Source organism: Clostridium sp., assembly GCF_034179595.1.
Lineage (GTDB): Bacteria > Bacillota > Clostridia > Clostridiales > Clostridiaceae > Clostridium.
Window position 1 is genome coordinate 18,739 of sequence record NZ_JAXFPT010000082.1, and the last position, 17,243, is coordinate 35,981.

Below are 17,243 nucleotides of genomic sequence, written 5' to 3' on the forward strand. Positions count from 1 at the left end.
TCTTTTGTCTTCCGACAAAACAAAGTATACTAAAATACTCATATTTAATTCTGTAACCAAGGTTACGAAATATAAATTAATTTTATTTTGTTTTAAAATACCTTATTCATCTTCTTGTTTTAAATAATTATAATAACTTATAAGCTTATTTTTATTTTCCTCTGATAATTCAGTTATTTCTATATATATTCTATCTTCATCTTCTATAAACATATGTTCTCTATGGTTATTTAATGTAATTAAATATGTAGAAAATGTAGATGTTAAAGTTGATAAAAACCCAATCCCCGTCAACATTAAAATAGTTGCTACTAACCGACCTGCTGATGTTTTTGGAGTTATATCACCATATCCTATAGTTGTAAGCGTAACTATTGCAAGCCATAAAGAATCCCAATAATTTTTTACATCTCCACCTTCTCTTTCAAAAAAATACATTAAAACCGATCCAATAAGCGTTATTGTCATGACACTTGCTATTATCTGCAATACCTTAGTTGTCCTTAAAAAATCTTTCATGTTATCAACTAGCCTTAGAAAATATATAATAAACCTAAGAATATTTAAAAAATCACTAGAAATATTTTTAAGTAAAAATTGAATAGGTATTAATGCTATATAATCAATTTTATTTTTCATAATAAATTCTTTCCAATCATCTGATAATATGCATTTAATTATCCCATCTATAAGAAATAAACTATAAACAAAATTATCACATAAATTAAGAAATATAGATTGATTTTTACTTAACTGAATATCAAATTGAAGTGTAACTATAAGTATAGAAAAAACTGATAAAAAACCTATAACTATATCATATATAATTCCAAAATTCTTATTTATAAAGAATTCAAATTCATGTACTCTCTTTTTCATATTTGCACCACACTATTAAATATTATTTAAATATAGTATTTATAGTATTTTTATAAAAATACTATATTAATATAAATAAATTCAATTAATAATGCAGTATAACTTTTAAATTTACACTAAATTTTCTACATTTCTTTCATAAATATCTGCTACAAAATTAAATACCTCTTCATTATCAACTGCACTATAATTATCTTTTCCTTCCATGTCTTGAGTATATTTTAAAATTAGGAATTCTCCATTTGAATTAACAACCCTAAATAGTGATTTTTCTTCAAGCATATCTACTTGAGATAGCACTTCAACTGAATCATAATTATTAGTTTCTGAATTAAATAGCTTTACATAATTATCTTTAAACATAGTTATATTATTTTTTTCTTTATCACACTCTGTTACCTTCCCTGTTTTTCCACATAATAAACATGCATGGAATGGACAATTTTTTAGACAATTTAAGCATTTACACTTAGAACAGCATCTAAGCTTTTCTATTACATTATTAAATTTATTTTTGTAGCTTAATATAGAATCAATTTCATTATTTACTTCATTTAAATCTACATCATTTACAGTAAAAAATAAAACTTTTTTCTTTTTGTTTAATTCATTTTCAGCATACTCTAACATTTCCATATATTTATCAAGTATTTTTATATTCTTAATAAAATATCTTGTTTTTATATCTGTTCCTTCTTGAAATTCAATAATATCATTTATATTAAAAGTTATATTAGTATAATCTTCTCCTAAATAATCTTTTTCTTTTCTTACAAATTCCTTAGCTTTTTCTATATTCATCTTATATCACCTCTAAATTAATTTTATTACTTTTTCTTATATCTAAATACCACTTTACCTAAATAATACAAAATGTTCATCAAATGTTTTTACAATTCTATACTTTTTATAGTAAATTAAGTTTATAACTATTTTAAAAATGGGGGTAAATATCAATGAAAAATAAGAAAAAGTCTTTTTTTAAATTTCTTATTATAATCACTATACTTTTAAGTAATATCTTAGCATATGTTATTCCATCATATGCAGCTACCTTTAAAAGCTCATCAAACTATAGCAAACCATCAGTTTCTAGTAGCTATAATTCTACTACTTCACAAGGTAGTAAATCAAATTCAAGGTTTAATACCTCTAATAAATATAATAATAACAATTCCACTAAATCAAATGGAAATACAAATTCAAAATTCAATACTTCTGATAAGTATAATAATAATTCTTCTAAAAATAATAGTAGTAATTCAAATAATGATAATTCTAATAACAAAAATACAACTCAAACACCAAATATGAATACAGGTGATTATAATTCTAGACGAAGAAGTATTAGCTTTTTCCCTAGTTTTTCATTCTTTAGACCTCATTATGGCCATAGCTCTTCATTTATGTTTAAAGCTATAATAGCTCTTTTTGTTATAGCAATCATAATATTTATAGCTTATCACATGTTCTTTAATTAATAATTTATTAATTATAAATAATAAATTGTCTTTTAAGGAGATTAAGCATTATAATTATAATAATTAAAATAGAGAGGAGAGATATTTATGGGTATATTTGATAGAATATCTAATATGGTAAAGGCAAAAACAAATGCTGCACTTGATAACATGGAAAATCCTATAGAATTACTTGACCAAAAGATTAAAGATATGGAAGAAAACTTAAATAAAGCAAAGATTTCTTCTGCTCAAATATTTGGTAACTTAAAAGACATAGAAAAAGAAATGGATAAAACTAAAACTTTAGCTTCAGAATATGATGAAAAAGTAAGATTAGCTATGAGTAAAGGAAATGAAGAACTTGCTAAAAAAGCTCTTCAGCTAAAACTTGATTTAGATAAAAAATATGAAACACTAAAAAAATCTCATGCTGAATTAAGCATAAAAGCAAAAACATTAAAAGATAATTTAATTGAGCTTGAAAATGAAATAGCTAAAACAAGAAGCTACAGAGATGAAGCTTCTGCAAGACTTAATACTGCAAATGCTACAAAGCAAGTAAATGAAATAATGGCAAACATTAAAACTAAAAATAATTCTATAAGCTTAGATGATATAGAAAGAAAAATTGCTAAAAAAGAAAGTTATGCAGAAGGACTCTCTGATTTAAAAACTCCTTCATTAGATGATGAATTTAAAAAGCTTGAAGAAGATAGTCTTGATGCAGAACTTGAAAAGTATAGAAATAAATAAAATTTTTAAGTCACCTTTAAAAAGGTGGCTTTTTATTATGTATCTTTCACGTATATCTTAAATTTTACATATACTAAAGTATAGAACTTCTAAGGAGGAAAAAATGAAATTTTACAAATTAAGATTTGATTTTTGTATAAGTTATCTAATTATTAATCCTCAAAATAATAGTTGTATTTTAGTTGACCCTAACCTTAATCATATAGATAAGTATTTAAATATAATAAAAGAAAAACAAGGCATTTTAAAAGCTACTATTGACACTCATACACATTGCGATCATATAAGTGCATCAACAAAACTAAAAGAGATATTTAATTGCAAATTTATAATGAATGAACATACAACTTGCAAAGAAATAAATAGAAAGGTTAAAAACCATGAAATACTTAATATAGATGGTATAATCTTAAAATGTATTCATACACCAGGCCATACTTTAGATAGCATGTGTATAATATTTGAGGATAAACTTTTAACTGGAGATACACTATTTTTAGAAGATGGAGCTGGAAGAAATGATGTAAATACAGGAAATAGCGATAACCATTATAATAGTTTATACAAAATTTCTAAATTACCTAATCATCTTATTGTTTGCCCAGCACATGATTATTCTGATTCTTCACCTTATTCACTTTATCAACTAAAAAAAATAAATCCATTTCTTAAACTAAGAAATAAATCAGTATTTATGAAATATTCAAATAAATTAGCTCCTCCCCCTAAATGGATGGATGAAATTTTTAATATAAATATAGATCCTAAAAACAATAATACAAACGTTTCAATTCCTCAAAGTGAAGAACATCTTCAATGTGGATATATTAAGCCTTGTAATACACTTGCAAACTTTTTAAAAAATAAAAATCAAAAAGAAAAAGGGTAATTTAAAATTACCCTTCTTTATCTTCTATCTAAAATTTCAGAAATGACTTCTCCGATTATCTTTATTCCTTTTTCGATATCTTCTTCACTAACTCTAGAAAATCCAAGTCTTATTCTCTCTGCGCCATCTTCATTGCTATAGAAAATATCTCCAGGCATAAATACTACTCCTCTTTTATAGCATTCTTTTAAAACATCTCGTCCATTTACGCCTTTTAATTTTATAAATATATGTAAGCCTCCTTCTCCTAAAATATATTCATATGGAATATATTTTTTAACTTGAAGAAGTGTAAAGTTATATTTATCCCTATAATGCTTTCTTATCTTCTTCATATATCTTTTAAAAGCACCACTTTCCATGTATTTATAAAATATTGCTTGATCTAAAAATGAGGAATGAATATTTCTTGTTCTTTTAACACTTTCCAGTTTATTAATTAACTTTTCATCTGCTAAAATCCACCCAATTCTAAGTCCTGGAAAAAGTATCTTTGAAAAACTTCCAATATACACAATCCCATTTCCACTACCACAAAGAGATGCTAGTGGTGCTACATGAGAACTTGAATATAATAATTCCTCATTAAAACCGTCTTCTAAAATTGGTACCTTATGCTTTTCACAAATCTTATAAACTTCTTGCCTCTTCTCACCCTTCATAACTATTCCTGTTGGATTATGATATGAAGGGATTAAATAAACAAGCTTTGCACTGCATTCATTTAATGCTTCATCTAGTAATTTTGTATTTATACCATCAGCATCCATTTTTACAGATTTTATATTAAGTCCATGGGATTTCATAATCTTTATTGCAGTATTATGAGTAGGTTCTTCACAAACTATAGTATCTCCTTTATTTGTAAGCGTACTTAATAATATATCAAAACCTTCTGTAAATCCATTTGTTATTAATATATCTTTATTTTCAACATCAACGCCTTTTTTTCTCATATATTCTTTTAAATAATCTATAAGTGGCTTATATCCCTTTGCATAACCATAATTTAAAAGTTTATCACCCTCTACAGAAAAAACACTTAAAAATGCTCTTTTAAATTCTTCTAAATCAAAAAGACTTTCATCAGGAGCTATGCTTTTAAAAGAAATCATACCTTTTTTCCATGGCAATTCATTTTTTACAATATCTAATTCTTCGCATATATTGCCATAATCGCTAATCATATCTTCCCAATTTATATGTAAATCACCTTTGCTGCTCTTATTTTCTACAGCAACAAAAGTACCTTTTCCTTTTACACTTTCTATAATTCCTTCGCTTTCTAATAATTCATAAGCTAAAATAACAGAATTTCTACTTATTGAAAGAAATTTACTAACTTCTCTTGTTGATGGAAGCTTACTTCCTTTTTTAAGTATTCCTTTTTCTATATTATCTTTTATGTGCCTTTCTATTTGCACATGTATCTTTTCTTTGTCATTTATCTTAAAGGATGAAAAAATCAAAGAATATCACCTACCTCTCCAATTTTATCTTCCTATATTATAACTTATATTTAGACTAAAGATAATTTTTAATTTCAATTATTTCATTATTCTTTTTATATACTCTAGGAACTCTATGTTTTATCATACAAAGTACATCATAATTTATTGTTCCAATAAGATTTGCCATATCATCTGCATTAAATTTTAATTCATTTTCTTCTCCAAGAAGAATCACTTCATCTCCAACTTTAACTTCACCAATATCTGTAACATCTATCATACATTGATCCATGCATATTCTACCTACTACATTTGCAAACTTTCCATTTATAATAACCTTAGCTTTTCCACTTAAAAGTCTTGAGTATCCATCTGCATATCCAATTGGAAGAGTTGCTATTATACTATCTCTTTCTGTTTTAAATGTTCTTCCATAGCTTACATACATATCTTTTTCCATTTTTTTAATATGTGCTACCTTTGTTTTTAATGTCAATGCTGGTTTTATAGAAAGGTTTTTCTTTTTAACTTCATCTGAAGGGTAATATCCATATAATATAATGCCAGCTCTAACTGCATCTAAATAAGTTTCTGGTAAATCTATTATAGCTCCACTATTTGATACATGCTTTAATGGTATGTTAACTCCTTTATCTGATAATTTCTTTATAAAGTTTTGTATTTTATCAAATTGATATTTAGTATATTCTTTGTCCTCTTCATCTGCTGTTGAGAAATGTGTAAATATACCTACTATTTCTATCCCATCTAAAGCAGAAATCTTTAAAACTTCTTCTAAGCTATTATCATATGGCATAAAACCTATTCTTCCCATTCCTGTATCTAATGCTATATGAATCTTAGCCTTTTTCCCCATTTTTAAAGCTATATCTGATAATTGTTTTGCGTATTCTAAGTTATAAACAGTTTGTTCTATATCATATTTTATTAAATCCTCTGCATACTCTATAGGAGTGTATCCTAATATCATAATAGGTAATTTAATACCATGTTCTCTAAGTTCTATCGCTTCTGTTATTATTGCAACTGCAAATCTTGAAGCTCCATTTTCTGATAAAACTTTTGCAACTTCTACAGCACCATGTCCATAAGCATCTGCTTTTATTACTGCTATTACTTCTTTATCTTTTACTAACTTTTTAATATTCTTCATATTAAATGCTATATTATCTAAATCTATTTCAGCCCATACAGGTCTTACAAGTCTATCCATTAAAAATCACCTCAAAAAAATCATCCTATAATGACATTATAGTAAAATTTAAACTAAATTAAAGAACCACCTATAGTCATTTTTCTGCTTCTAGTGGCTCTATTATAGTTTACTCTATATTTTTTAACATCCATCTATGCCAAAATAAAATTTATAAAAATTTATATTTTTTAAATGTAAGTTAACTTTATTTATACTTTATATAAATAATATACATATTATAATTTTTGTTAAGATTTTACTAATAATTTTTACATAAATTTATTATATGTATTTTTTTTAACAAAAACATCACTAACTCCTACTAACCTTACTATTTTAGTAGCTTTATATTATTTAAAAATTATTCAAATTTAGGAACTTGGAGGAAATTTAAGATTTTATTAGTATTTTATTAAAAAAACTATATAATTTTAAAAAAATAGTTATTTATAAATAATTTTACGAATTAAAATAAAAATTATGAAGAATTATAATTTTTGTGTACTCTTAAACAAATGAGGTGTAAAGTATGGAAATGAATAAAAGTATAGTAAAGTCATTTGCTAAACATTTAGCTGATGAAACTTTTAATTTAAAATTATGGGATGGAGAAGTAGTAAAGATTGGTGAAGGTGAACCACAATTTAGTATAATCATAAGACAATTCCCAAGTAAAAAAGATTTATTATCCGATGCTAGTGTAGCTTTAGGTGAAGCATACATGGATGGCCATATAGATTTTGAAGGAGATCCTCAAAAGATTTTCGAAAGCATGATGAGAAACAGAGATAGTTTCTTAAATAATAGCACATTATTAAAACTTGCTGGAAAGATTAAAGCTCCTTCACTTTTAAAATCAAAGAAAGATATCGCTCATCATTACGATATAGGAAATGATTTCTACAGCTTATGGCTAGATGAAACTATGAGTTATTCATGCGGATATTTCAAAAATGAAAATGATACTCTTTATGATGCTCAAGTAAATAAGGTACATCACATTCTTAAAAAATTAAACTTAAAAGAAGGTCAAACTCTTCTTGATATAGGATGTGGATGGGGATTCCTTATAATAGAAGCTGCTAAGCTTTATAAAGTTAAAGGTTTAGGTATAACTTTAAGTGAAGAACAATTTGCAAAAGCACAACAAAGAATAAAAGAAGAAGGTCTAGAAGATTTAGTTACTGTTAAATTAATGGACTACAGAGATTTACATAAATCTGGATTAACATTTGATAGAGTTGTAAGTGTAGGTATGCTTGAACATGTTGGTCATGCAAATATTCCTCTATTCTTTAAAAATGTTGATTCAGTATTAAAAGAAGGCGGATTATTCCTACTTCACAACATAACAAACTTAGTTGAAGTTGAAGGAAACAAGTGGATAACAAAATACATATTCCCAGGTGGATATATCCCAACTTTAAGAGAAGAAATTACTGTTGCTGCAGACCTTAATTTCCATGTACTTGATGTAGAAAGCTTAAGACTTCACTACATGAAGACATTACAAGAATGGGTTAAAAACTTCGAAGCACATCTTGATGAAGAAAGAAAGATGTTTGATGAAAGATTCTTAAGAATGTGGCACATATACTTATGCTCATGTGCAGCAGCATTCCACTACTGGGATATAGATATACATCAAACATTATATTCTAAAGGAATAAACAATACATTACCTCTAACTAGAAGTTATATGTACGAAGACTAATTTTAAAAAATGGTGGCTTTATAAAGTCATCATTTTTTTATTTTAATTGTATTTTGGTTATTCTTTTATTTTTTTCTATTTTATCATTAATTTAACCTACAAATTGTTTTTCTCTAATAAATAAATTCTAAATAATTAGACAAACTATTCTTGTAAACAATTTTAGTTTAAAGGAGTCTTTAAAATGGATAATAATAAAAATAGATTAAAAGACAGGCCAAAAAGTAATGCTGAACTTAGAAAAATGTATTCTGAACATGGAGCAGAAATTGCAATAGAACATGGTCACAAAAAAGGTAGCCATGCTAATGGTAAAAAATATACTAAACGTTCAAAATTATCTCACAATAAATAGTCTAAAATAGTTTATTTTAAAATTGCACCTTCATTACATATAAGGAGATAGTAATTTTACTATCTCCTTTTAATATTTATAGTAGTTTCTTTTACTTGAACATTGTTAATTTATAGTAAAACAATTTATTATTTTATGTTTATCTTTATTTTTGATGCTAAAATAAGCATAGAGGTGGTAACAATGAAAAAGGCAAAAGATTTTATGAATATAGAAGCTCAAGATAATAAATCTAATAATGAAGAAAATAGAAAATTTCATAAAATTACCTTAGAAAACGATAAACAAAAACAACTAGGTGAAAAAAAGATAAGTGAAATAAAACAATATTTTAGTAATTTAAAAAATAAATATATAGAAGATAATAAAGGTAGATATAGAATACTTATACCTGGAGATGCTTATGATCTTAAAGTTTTAATTGATGATTTAGAAACTATTTTAAATAGTTAAAAGGAAGTGCTTTTTTAGCACTTCCTTTTTTGTTACTGTGAACTTTTCTTTGAATAAGGTTCTATGTGAATATTAACTTCTTTAATATAAGGCAACTCTTTTATTATAAGTCTTTCTAATTTATGAGAAATTTCATGAGCACTATATAATGTTTTATCATTATCAATCAGTATACTCATATCAATATATGCATATGCTCCATGCTTTCTTGATTTAATGCTACTAATTCCTTTTATATCGCTATAATCATTTGCAATTTTTTCTATAAGTTCTAAGTCTTTAAAATTAATTGAAGTATCCATTAAGTCATTGCAAGATATCTTAAATATATCAATTCCCACTTTTATTACAATTAAAGCTACTATAATAGATGCTATAGGATCAAGTAATCTAATTCCTAAAATTGAACCTCCAATACCTATAAAAGCTGCTATTGATGATAATGCATCTGATCTATGGTGCCAAGCATCTGCTTTTAAAGCCTCGGAATTTATTTTTTTAGCTGCTTTTATAGTTATCCTATATTGATACTCTTTTATAAATATTGATATAACAGCCATTATAAGAGGCAATTTAGTTGGAGTTTCTATCTTACTTGGATTAAATAAAATCATAACACCTTCCATTCCTATACCTAATGCAACAATTATCAACATTGAAGATAATATAAAAGATACTATAGTCTCTGACCTTTCATGTCCATATTGATGTTTAGCATCTTTAGGTTTTTTAGATATCTTACTTCCTATAAACACTGCTATTGAAGTTATTATATCTGATGCTGAATGCAACCCATCTGCTATAATCGAAGAAGATTTTCCAATTACACCAGATGCTATTTTTAAAATCGTAAGTATTACATTTAAAGTAATTGTTATAATTATTACTTTTTTAGACTCATTATATCTTTTTTCCATACTACTTATCCCTCTTTATTATCAAGTGATAATATATAATATGCTTTATACATGAATTTGTACCAGTTTATTTTATTTATCATATATTTTCAATTGATAGAGATACTTATTAACTTCATAGTATTAAATGACAATATATTAATTAAGCTTTATCTTTTCTACATTTACATACCCTAATCTTCTAAGTACAGGTATAACTTTTACTCCAACTATAGAAATCATAAGACTTAATAATAAATCTCCAGGTAAAAATGCTAAAATACCTATATTTATAATTTTCCATATTCCCACAACTTGTCCTAAGTAAAAATTATAAATAATATACATATGAATTACCCCAAGCAAGTAAATTATAATTAATCCTAATATACATGCAATTAAAACCTTTATACCTTTATAATAGTTATTTTTTTCGTGTTTTCAGTTATCTTTCCAATTACAAAGGCTCCTAATATAAATCCTATTAAATATCCAAAGGTAAGATTAAATATATATTGTATCCCTCCTCCTTGCGTAAAAATTGGTATACCTATAAGTCCCATTAAAACATATAAACTTTGAGATAACGCTCCTTTTTTACTGCCTAAAATCATTGCACCTAATGCGCAAAAGAAATATTGAAGTGTAAATGGCACTATAGGAAGTGGTATTTTTATAAATGCTCCTACAGCTGTAAGCGATGCGAACATTGCAATCATCGTTAAATCTCTTGTTTTTAAATCCAAAAAATCCCCTCCAAATTATAATCAATTAAAATTTCATATAATTATAAGGACATACTTAAAATTTTAAGTATGTCCCTTAAATTTACTATCTCTTCTTTTTACCTCTATATCCTTGTGAGCTACTTTTAGATCTATTTGTAGACTTTCCTCTACCTTTTCCTTGTGAATTTTTACTTGATCTACTATTTCTTCTGTCTTCACTATTTCTGCCTTTAGCATTATTTTTTTTGTTACCTTTTCTATGACCTGAAGGCTTTCCATGATTAAAGCTTCTACCATATCTAGATTCTCTTGATGGAATTAAGCATTTTGGACCATTTCCAATTAAATCTTCTCTACCTGCTGTAACTAATGCCTTATAAACTAACTCATAATTTTTTGGCTTTTTAAATTGTAAAAGCGCTCTTTGCATTGCCTTTTCTTCTCTAGTTCTAGGAACATAAACTTCTTCCATAGTTAATGGATCAAGTCCTGTATAGAACATTGTAGTTGACATTGTTCCTGGAGTTGGATAGAAATCTTGTACTTGCTCTGGTTGATATTTAGTATCTCTTAAATATTCTGCAAGTTGAATTGCTTCTTTTAATCCGCAACCTGGATGGCTTGACATTAAATACGGAATTAAATATTGCTCTTTTCCTATTTGTTTATTTATCTTAAAGAATTTTTCTCTAAATCTATCATAAGTCTTACCAGATGGCTTACCCATATATTTTAAAGCTTGTGGTGCAACGTGTTCTGGAGCAACTTTAAGTTGACCACTTACGTGATGTTCTACTAATTCTCTAAAGAATGTATCATCCTTATCAGCCATTATGTAATCATATCTAAGACCTGAACGAACAAAAGCCTTTTTAACCTTTGGAAGCTTTCTAATCTTTCTAAGTAAATGTAAATATTCAGTATGATCTACCTCCATGTTTTTACATACTCCTGGAGTTAAACATTGCTTATTTTTACATGCTCCAATTGTAAGTTGATTTTTACATGCAGGTTTTCTAAAGTTTGCAGTAGGACCGCCAACATCATGAATATAACCTTTAAAGTCCTTCATATTTGTAATTTCAGTAGCTTCTTTAAGTATTGACTCTTCACTTCTACTTTGAACTGCTCTACCTTGGTGGAAAGTTATAGCACAGAAGTTACAGTTACCAAAACATCCTCTTGAACTTACTATTGAAAATTTAACTTCTTCTATAGCTGCAATTCCACCATCTTTTTCATATATTGGATGATAATTTTTAGTATATGGAAGTGCATAAACTTCATCAAGTTCATCTCTTGATAATGGCATTTCTGGTTTATTTACAACAACATATCTATTACCATGTTTTTGTATAAGTTGTTTTCCTCTTATAGGGTCTTGTTCTTTATATTGCATTCTAAATGCTTCTGCATACTTTACCTTATCTGTTGAAACTTCTTCATAAGATGGAAGCTCAACATAATCACCATAAACTTCATCTAAAGATTCAATAACATAACAAGTACCATTTACATGTCTTACGTATTTTGCTTCAAATCCATCATTTAAACAATTTGCAACTTCAACAACTTGCTTTTCACTCATACCATATGTAATTAAATCTGCTCCACTATCTATAATAATTGAATTTCTTACACTATCACTCCAATAATCATAGTGGGCTAATCTTCTAAGACTTGCTTCAAGTCCACCGATTATAATATTAGTGTGCTTGTACGCTTCTCTAATTTTATTACAATATACAATTGTAGCTCTATCTGGTCTAGCTCCCATTTTTCCGCCTGGAGTATAAAGATCTTTTTCTCTTCTTCTCTTACTAACAGAATAATGGTTAACCATAGGATCCATATTTCCACCATTTACAAAAAATCCAAGTCTTGGTCTTCCAAGTTTTTTAAAGTCATCTGTGCTATGCCAGTCTGGTTGAGCTATTATTCCAACTTTATATCCTGCATTTTCTAATACTCTAGAAATAATTGCAGTACCAAAACTATGATGGTCTATGTAAGCATCTGCTGTAACTATTATAAAGTCACATTGCTCCCATCCTCTCTCTTCCATGTCTTCTCTGCTTATAGGTAAAAATTTATTTTCTGTCATATAATCACCTTCTATCTATTTTATTAATACAATTTATCACATTCTATTCAGTTTTCTATTATAAAGCATATTTCTATATTATAATACTTTAATCTAATAAATAAATAGATTTTTTTCATTTTTATATAATTAATTAAAAAAATAGCTTCAAAAAATTTCTATCTTTGAAGCTATTTTTCCTAAATTAAAATAATTTTTATATTAATCTATTTGTTCTAAAACTTTATCAAGTGCTATTAAAGCTGCACCAAGTGCTCCACATATTTGTGGTTCATCTGCTATAAATAATTTTCCACCTAGCTTTTCTTCTAAAGCCTTAATAACTCCCTTATTTTTAGCAACTCCACCAGTCATCATAAACTTTTCTTTCTTTCCAACTCTTTGAGCTAATCCAGCTGTTTTTGTAGCTATCGATTTATTTACTCCGTGGATTATGTCTTTTCTTTCTTTATTATCTGCAATTAAAGATACAACTTCTGATTCTGCAAAAACTGAACAAACACTAGTTATTGTTAAATCTTCGTTATATGATAATCCTTCTTCTGACATTTGTTCTAAATCTATTTCTAATGTCTTTGCTATCATTTCTAAGAATCTTCCAGTACCTGCTGCACACTTATCATTCATAACAAAGCTCTTTACATTACCATTTTCATCAAGACCTATAGCCTTACTATCTTGTCCTCCGATATCGATTATAGTTCTAACTTCAGGATTTAAGAAGTGTGCTCCTCTTCCGTGACATGTTATTTCAGTTACATTTTCATCTACGAAAGGTATATTGTATCTTCCATAACCAGTTCCAACTATAAATGTTAAGTCTTCTTTTTTAAGTCCTGATTCTTCAAGTGCATTTTGTAATGCCTTTTCAGCAGAATTCATACTCTTTGCACCAGTTTTTACTATTATACTACTTAAAATATTTCTATCTTTATCTAAGATTATTGCATTTGTAGAAGTTGATCCACTATCAATACCCATAACATATATTTTATCTTTATCTACTATCTTTTTCATTTTAATATTTCCTCCACTTAATTGCTCATTAAAAGCTTCTATACGTGTTTTCACTTGTCCATTACTTTGGTTTGTAAGGTCTGTTTCAACCTTTAGTATAGGAATATCACCTTTTTGAAGATTTATATACTCATATGAATAATGATCACAGAACTTAACTGTATGATATACTATTCCCTTAAGATTTGGATCTTCAAGTAATGCTCTTCTGTTTGTTGCATCTTCCATTCTCATACAAGGAGTATATCCCATCATTTCATCAGCATACCAAGCAATAGCATCTTCTTTGTTATAAAACTTTTCTATTCTCTTTAAATAGTGTTCTCTAGAACAAGTATGATTTACTAATGGAAAATCTAATGAGTCTTGTACTTTATGTAAAAAATCTTTTGATGCTTTAGCTCCTAAAACTGCAATATATGGAGATTCTGGAGTTTTATCTGAATCTAAGTACTTATAAAGTGAATTATTAAACTTTTCAATATCAAATTTTTTACCACTAAACTTTTCATATGCATCTATGAATTTTAATATTTCACTTTTTAACATATTTTTAGAACAACAGCTATTTTTTCTTGGAAGGTCCATTATATAAACAAATTTCACTGTTGGTATATTTTCTAATGTATCTTTAAGTCTTCTTATTGAATCACAACAATTAACTAAAAGCACCTTATCAATTTTCTTTTCAACTATTGTATCTAAAAATACCTTACTATATGAACACATATTAGGGTGTAAAAGATTATCAGCTTGGTTAAGTTGATCTATATCACTATTTAAAATAATCCCTTCTTCAGAAAATCCGTCAAAGACAGCAAAAGGACTATATTTGCACGCACACGCTATCATTATCTGTTTCCTCCTCATCTTTATCAATCATTTCAAAGAAGGCTTCTAATCTTGTTTTGTTTTGTCCTTCTTGACTGTTTCTTCTATCAACTGCATCTCCGTCTATGCTAAGTATTGGAATATTATTTTTTTCAAGTAAATCTTTTAATATTAATGCACCACCATTTGATTGTTTACATCCAAAGTGGCAGAAATTAATAACGCCATCAGCATTAAGATCTTTAGCTAAATTTAATATATTATTAGCTCTTCTGCTATATGGTCCATTATAAGAATTTAAGATTACTTTTTTAGCAATTGATCCAAATGGATCATTAACATCTAATTTGTGCAGATAATCAGCATTCATATCTGACATAAGTAATTGATAATCTGTATTTTTATCTAAGAATTTCTTTATTGATTCACTATAAAATGGTAATAAGTGAGCCCATAATAATCTCTTCTTAGCTTTTATATCTGGATATTTTTCTATATCATCAGCTAAAATTTTAAAGAATTTAAGTGTATCAGGTCTTCCCATTCCTAAATGAGTTGCAAATACCTTAAACATTTCTGATGTTAATGTATTTGGGAAGTATTTTGTTTTTAAATTTTCTAAATAACTTTTATAATAATCAATAGATTGATTTTCATTTAAGATAATTTGCTTTAATTTATCTTCATCTAGCTTTTTACTTATATTATCTTCAATGAAAGTCACCATTTCTCTTAATTGTTCTTCCACATATTCTTGTGAATCTTTTGAGTATTCATATGGCACATCTATCACAAATTTATCTATATTATAATAATCTGCAAGATATCTAAATGTATTAACATTACCATCGCAAGCAGTTGAAGTTGTAATTGCAAATCTAGGTTTTTGTAATACATCACTCATAGCTGCCCCTAAAAATGTCTTATGATATGAACATAAGCTATCTGCTATCCCTGCACTTTCAGCCTTATTTATAAAAGCATCTTCGCATCTTGCTCCTGACATATATGATGAATATGCTTCTATAAGTTGAGGACTCATTCCAAAAGCATGTAAAAATTCTGTTGGAGTAAATACATTTACAAAAGCTGCATTATCTGGATTCTTCATTGGGTCTAATGTAAATCTCATACAAAGTCTAGCTAAATATCTAAGTGATTTTGGAAGGTCTTTATCGCCAAATAAATTTAAGTTTACATATTCTAAATTATATCCGGCTTTAATCATTTTTCTTACCTTTTCTGGATGATCCATATTATTTTTTAAAAGGTCACTATAAATTTTTAAAAAGTCCATAATTTCTCCTTAACAATATTTTTATTTTTTATAAAACAATTCTATTATATATTAAAAAAGTCTATTCCTTTTTACTATTATGTGTATATTTTTTTAATAAACTGTTAAAAACTCCTACGCAGTGCTAAATAATATAACAAATATCACAATATCTATTTATTTCTAATTAAAAATCTTGAAATTATAAGTTTAAGTTTTTCCTTTTATACCTTATGTATGTTAATCTTAAAATTAACGAAGTTCCTAAGATAAATAAAATACATATCACTCCACAAACTAAAAAGTATTCTTCTGGCAATGCAGTTATAATAGGGTCAACTCTTTTATCAAATATCCAGTAATCATTGTTGAATAATATTTTATGAAACTTTTCAAATATATAACTAAAGTCAAAACAAAACCCTACTAATAATAATATAAAAATTATACTTGTAATATTAAATAAATATTCAAAGCCTTCCATTGAAAAAGTTATGGCATTTCTTTTTTTCATTTTATAAAGCACTAAAGCTATAATACAAAACGCAATAAATAAAATCTGTATTTTAAAAATTATATTTTTAACTTCTAAAAAATGATATGCTCCATTATAACTCATAGAGAAATTTTCAAATTCAAGATTATTATTAAGAGGATTATTTAAGTAATTTATTATGCGTTTATAATCTATCATCAAATTATCTGGTGATATGCCTGTATATTTTTCTAAATTAAAAAGTGATATAAATATTCTATATATAAATGTTGAATTTAATACAATCAATATACTTATTAAAGATATAAATATTAATATATATGTAGAAAATATAATTTCTTTTAGTTTTTCCTTCATAAATACCTCAATCATTATTTTTTATAATAAATGTAACTATCTTTTTTACATAATATATGTCGTAATTTTTCCATTTCTTTTTTTAACTTATATCATAATTATTTCCACATTACACCAAATAATATTCCATAAAAATTAAGATAATAAATAATATAATTAATTTATCTTACTTTTTTACATAATTTACATTTAATATTAAAGATATATAGTCATATATTGATTATCCTTATATTATTATATTCGGTTAAATACGTAAATTTATTACACTTTTATTTTGTGTCATAAAAATTAATGACAAAATTTGAGCACTTTTGATTGTTTTATGACACAAAATATCAAAAATATTTTTTATGATTATTTTAATA

15 protein-coding genes and 1 pseudogene are annotated in these 17,243 nt (G+C 26.3%); 6 read left to right on the forward strand and 10 right to left on the reverse strand.

Going from position 1 to position 17,243, the window contains the following annotated elements; genetic code table 11:
* Positions 1-102: 102 nt before the first annotated feature.
* Positions 103-879, reverse strand: a complete 777-nt coding sequence (locus SPJ33_RS09930) for a potassium channel family protein (protein ID WP_321117806.1) — start codon at positions 877-879, stop codon at positions 103-105.
* 111 nt (positions 880-990) lie between these two features.
* Positions 991-1,680 carry a hypothetical protein gene (locus SPJ33_RS09935; protein ID WP_321117807.1) on the reverse strand — a complete coding sequence of 230 codons (690 nt, stop codon included), beginning with the start codon at positions 1,678-1,680 and terminating at the stop codon, positions 991-993.
* A 155-nt stretch (positions 1,681-1,835) separates the two neighbouring features.
* On the opposite strand from SPJ33_RS09935, the gene SPJ33_RS09940 reads away from it, so the two are divergent.
* From SPJ33_RS09940 to SPJ33_RS09950, 3 genes are all read left to right on the forward strand, one after another.
* Positions 1,836-2,360, forward strand: a complete 525-nt coding sequence (locus tag SPJ33_RS09940) for a hypothetical protein (RefSeq protein ID WP_321117808.1) — start codon at positions 1,836-1,838, stop codon at positions 2,358-2,360.
* Positions 2,361-2,447: 87 nt separating this feature from the next.
* Entirely contained in the window at positions 2,448-3,095 is a 648-nt protein-coding gene (locus tag SPJ33_RS09945) for a PspA/IM30 family protein (protein WP_321117809.1), read from the forward strand.
* 103 nt (positions 3,096-3,198) lie between these two features.
* On the forward strand, positions 3,199-3,984 hold the full coding sequence (locus SPJ33_RS09950) for an MBL fold metallo-hydrolase (protein ID WP_321117810.1): 786 nt from the start codon (positions 3,199-3,201) through the stop codon (positions 3,982-3,984).
* A gap of 17 nt (positions 3,985-4,001) precedes the next feature.
* Here SPJ33_RS09950 and SPJ33_RS09955 read toward each other — a convergent pair whose 3' ends face one another.
* Entirely contained in the window at positions 4,002-5,453 is a 1,452-nt protein-coding gene (locus tag SPJ33_RS09955; protein WP_321117811.1) for a PLP-dependent aminotransferase family protein, read from the reverse strand.
* Between the two features lie 55 nt (positions 5,454-5,508).
* Positions 5,509-6,669: an alanine racemase gene (alr, locus tag SPJ33_RS09960; protein WP_321117812.1), complete on the reverse strand. Its 1,161-nt coding sequence runs from the start codon at positions 6,667-6,669 to the stop codon at positions 5,509-5,511.
* Between the two features lie 511 nt (positions 6,670-7,180).
* Between alr and SPJ33_RS09965 the strand changes: the two genes are divergently transcribed.
* The 3 genes from SPJ33_RS09965 (at position 7,181) to SPJ33_RS09975 (ending at position 9,173) form a co-directional block, all read left to right on the forward strand.
* The gene (locus SPJ33_RS09965; protein WP_321117813.1) at positions 7,181-8,365 is read left to right on the forward strand and encodes a cyclopropane-fatty-acyl-phospholipid synthase family protein; all 1,185 of its coding nucleotides are present in this window, start codon (positions 7,181-7,183) and stop codon (positions 8,363-8,365) included.
* Between the two features lie 184 nt (positions 8,366-8,549).
* Positions 8,550-8,720, forward strand: a complete 171-nt coding sequence (locus SPJ33_RS09970; protein ID WP_321117814.1) for a hypothetical protein — start codon at positions 8,550-8,552, stop codon at positions 8,718-8,720.
* Positions 8,721-8,903: 183 nt separating this feature from the next.
* Positions 8,904-9,173 (forward strand): hypothetical protein, encoded by a 270-nt coding sequence (locus SPJ33_RS09975; RefSeq protein WP_321117815.1) that lies wholly within the window; start codon positions 8,904-8,906, stop codon positions 9,171-9,173.
* Positions 9,174-9,205: 32 nt separating this feature from the next.
* Here the strand turns inward: SPJ33_RS09975 and SPJ33_RS09980 are convergent, their stop codons facing one another.
* The 6 genes and pseudogenes from SPJ33_RS09980 to SPJ33_RS10005 all read right to left on the reverse strand — a co-directional run bounded on the left by SPJ33_RS09980 (position 9,206) and on the right by SPJ33_RS10005 (position 16,878).
* Entirely contained in the window at positions 9,206-10,090 is an 885-nt protein-coding gene (locus SPJ33_RS09980; RefSeq protein ID WP_321117816.1) for a cation diffusion facilitator family transporter, read from the reverse strand.
* Between the two features lie 138 nt (positions 10,091-10,228).
* Positions 10,229-10,815 (reverse strand): annotated as a pseudogene (locus tag SPJ33_RS09985) (biotin transporter BioY).
* Between the two features lie 85 nt (positions 10,816-10,900).
* Entirely contained in the window at positions 10,901-12,901 is a 2,001-nt protein-coding gene (locus tag SPJ33_RS09990) for a YgiQ family radical SAM protein (RefSeq protein ID WP_321117817.1), read from the reverse strand.
* A 201-nt stretch (positions 12,902-13,102) separates the two neighbouring features.
* Positions 13,103-14,770, reverse strand: coding sequence for an acyl-CoA dehydratase activase (locus SPJ33_RS09995; RefSeq protein ID WP_321117818.1), 1,668 nt, complete (start codon positions 14,768-14,770; stop codon positions 13,103-13,105).
* A complete protein-coding gene (locus SPJ33_RS10000) occupies positions 14,745-16,046 on the reverse strand; it encodes a 2-hydroxyacyl-CoA dehydratase family protein (RefSeq protein WP_321117819.1) in 1,302 nt (433 codons plus the stop codon). The genes SPJ33_RS09995 and SPJ33_RS10000 overlap by 26 nt, the downstream gene beginning before the upstream one ends.
* Before the next feature lie 181 nt (positions 16,047-16,227).
* Positions 16,228-16,878, reverse strand: coding sequence for a TIGR01906 family membrane protein (locus SPJ33_RS10005; protein ID WP_321117820.1), 651 nt, complete (start codon positions 16,876-16,878; stop codon positions 16,228-16,230).
* Positions 16,879-17,243: the final 365 nt, after the last annotated feature.